This is a genomic window from Streptomyces niphimycinicus (assembly GCF_018883605.1).
Taxonomy (GTDB): domain Bacteria; phylum Actinomycetota; class Actinomycetes; order Streptomycetales; family Streptomycetaceae; genus Streptomyces; species Streptomyces niphimycinicus.
Map to the genome: position 1 here is coordinate 1 of NZ_JAHLEM010001058.1, position 2,325 is coordinate 2,325.

The 2,325-nt window shown below is 70.3% G+C and carries 1 protein-coding gene; it reads right to left on the bottom strand.

The genetic code is table 11. The features are described from left to right. The coding region (locus KN815_RS47470; RefSeq protein ID WP_216347968.1) for an SDR family NAD(P)-dependent oxidoreductase at positions 1–2,325 on the bottom strand (2,325 nt) is incomplete at both ends.

A 2,325-nucleotide genomic window follows, 5' to 3' on the forward strand; every position in this document is an offset into this window, starting at 1 on the left:
AGGGACCCGCTCGGCTCGGTGTGCAGGGGCTCTGCGGCCGTCCCCAGCAGTTCGGAACACGCGTATTCCGCAAGGGCGAGCGGCGTCGGGTAGTCGAATACGGCAGTGGCCGGCAGCCGCAAACCGGTCGCGGCACCCAACCGGTTGCGGAATTCGACGGCCGTCACCGAGTCGAAACCGAGCTCCTTGAAGGCGCGATGGGACGGCACGCGCTCCGGGTCGGTATGCCCGAGCACCACCGCGACATTGCGGCGCACCAAGTCGAGCAGCAGTCGCCGCTGCCCGGCCCCGTCGAGCCCGGCCAAACGCTCACCGAGTCCGGATCGGTCGGCGCCCGTCTTCTCGACGACGGAAGCGGCTCCCGCGTCGACGAGTCGCCGTACTTCCGGAAGGTCGGCGAGCAGGGGGCTCGGCCTGGTGGCGGTGAAGGCGGCGTAGTGGCGTTCCCATTCGATGTCGGCGACGGTGACCACCGTGTCGCCCTGCTCGACGGCCGTGCGGAGAGCGGCCACCGCCAGTTCGGGGGAGAGCGCCGGAACACCATGTCGCCGGGCCACCTCACCGGCTTCGGTCTCCCCCATACCACCACCGGACCAAAGGCCCCAGGCCACGGAGGTGGCCACCAGGCCCTGGGCCCTGCGGCACTCGGCCAGCGTGTCGAGGAAGGCGTTGCCCGGTGCGTAATTGCCCTGCCCCGGTGTACCGACGGTCCCGGACAAGGAGGAGAAGAGCACGAACGCGGACAGCTCCATGTCGCGGGTCAGCTCGTGCAGATGCATCGCACCGTCGGCCTTGACGCGCAGTACCCGGTGCAGTTGCTCGGTGGTCAGGGACTCGACCGTCGCGTCGTCCAGCAGGGCGGCCGTGTGCACCACTGCCGTCAGCGGGCCGATCTCGGCTATCAGCGCGGCCAGTTGGGCTCGTTCGGCCACATCGCACTCGGCCACCGTCACCGCCGCTCCGGCCATCTCCAGGTCAGCGACGAGCTCGGACGCCCCGGGTGCGGCCATGCCTCGCCGACTGGTCAGCACGAGGTGCTCCGCGCCCTGCTGCGCCAGCCATCGCGCGATGTGGCCGCCCAGTGCTCCGGTGCCTCCGGTGACCAGTACGGTCCCGCTCGGATTCCAGGACGGCAGGTCGGTCCGCAACGCGGGGGCGTGGGCGAGCCTGCGCCCGAAGGTCCCCACCGCCCGGATGGCGACCTGGTCCTCGCCTGAAACGCCCGACAGGACCCTTGCCAGTTGCGCGTATGCCCTCGCGTTCACCTCGGTCGGCAGATCGATCAGACCACCCCAGCGCAGTGGCTGCTCGAGCGCGATCACTCGGCCGATACCCCACACCAGCGCCGATGCGGGTGCGGGTGCGGGTGCGGGTTCGGCGAGGGTGTCCCCGGGGCCGGTCGATACGGCTCGTTGGGTCAGGCTCCACAGCGGGGCCTCCACACCCGCGTCGCCCAAAGCCTGGGTCAACAGCACCGTCATCGCGAAACCGACGGGAACGGAGGCGAAGTCCGGGTGCGGCCGCTGGTCCAGGGCGACCAGCGACACCACGCCCCTGACATCCGTCGCACTGCTTGTGCCGGTCGTGCCAGTCGTGCCGGTCGTGCTCGTCAGGCCGGTCGCAGTGGTCAGGCTCGTCAGATGGGCCGACAGCACGGCGCGATCCATGTGTCGCTCGTCCACCGGACACACCACTGGCTCGGCCCCGTGCTGAGCGAGTGCCTCGCACACGCCGGAGACCCACTCATGCTGGGCATCGGCCTGGGAAACCACAACCAGCCAAGAGCCCGACAGCGTCGCGGCCTGGTCGTCGGCGAGCGGCTTCCAGTTGACCTGGTACCGAATCGCCTCAAGCGCGGACCTCTCGTGCCGCCGACGGCGCCAGGCCGACAAGGCGGGCAGCAGGTCACCCAGCGACGCGTCATCGACCTCCAGAACGGTCGCCAGCGACGCGGCGTCTTCGCGCTCGATGGCGGCCCAGAACTCGCTGTCCGCGATGGTGTCCCCGTCTCGGACCACGCCCCGGGCAGTGGGCTCGACCCAGAAGCGCTCCCGCTGGAATGGGTACGTCGGCAAGTCGACGTGCTGGGCGCCGAGGGCTCCGAACGCCTGCCGCCAGTCCGCCGTCACCCCTCGTACGGACAGTTCGGCCAGCGCGGCCAGGAAGCGGGCAGATCCGCCGTCGTCGCGGCGCAGCGATCCGGTGGTGATGATGGGGGTGTCGGTGGCGTCGGCGGTGTCCTGGATGCCGATGGTCAGCACCGGATGCGGGCTGGCCTCGACGAATACCGTGTGTCCGAGATCCAGCAGTCCCTCGATCGTGGAC